Consider the following 603-nt stretch of genomic DNA (forward strand, 5'->3'; position numbering starts at 1 on the left):
GGCTATATCTTCGTCCTTTAGATGCCTGAATCTGCCCTGTCCTTTTATATACTCTGCCACAGGTTTTAATGGCTCTGATTTATGGGTAATTTTATATCGTCCATTTTCTACTTCATAAAGAGGAAAAATACCTGTCTGAACTGCAAGTCTTCCATATTCAATAGCAAGGTTTGTGGGTATCCTCCATCCAGTGGGACAAACAGAAAGGATGTGGAGATAAGAGGGCCCATTTGTCATCTTTGCCTTTTTTACCTTTGAAAATAGATCAAAGGGATAAGAAGGACATGCTGTGGCTACATATGGGATATTATGAGCTGCAGCAATCTTCGGCATGTTTTTCTTCCATGTAGATTGACCTATACTTCTTTTGCCAGGAGGGCTCGTTGTTGTCATGGCACCATATGGTGTTGCAGAAGAACGCTGAATACCTGTATTCATATATGCCTCATTATCAAGGCAAATGTAAGTAAACTTATGCCCTCTCTCAAGGGCACCTGATAAGGCCTGAAGGCCTATATCACTTGTGCCACCATCTCCCGCTACAGCAATCACATGAATATCCTTTTTTTCAATTTTATTCTTTGCCTGCAATATCTTTATTGC

Annotated in this window: 1 protein-coding gene; it reads right to left on the reverse strand. The window is 40.6% G+C overall.

Annotated elements, in window-relative coordinates; genetic code table 11:
* Positions 1-603: thiamine pyrophosphate-dependent enzyme (locus N2201_07520; protein ID MCX7786047.1), on the reverse strand; the 603-nt coding region annotated here is incomplete at both ends.

The sequence above is a fragment of the candidate division WOR-3 bacterium genome, from assembly GCA_026418155.1.
GTDB lineage: Bacteria > Hydrothermota > Tepidihabitantia > Tepidihabitantales > CAIPLT01 > JAOABV01.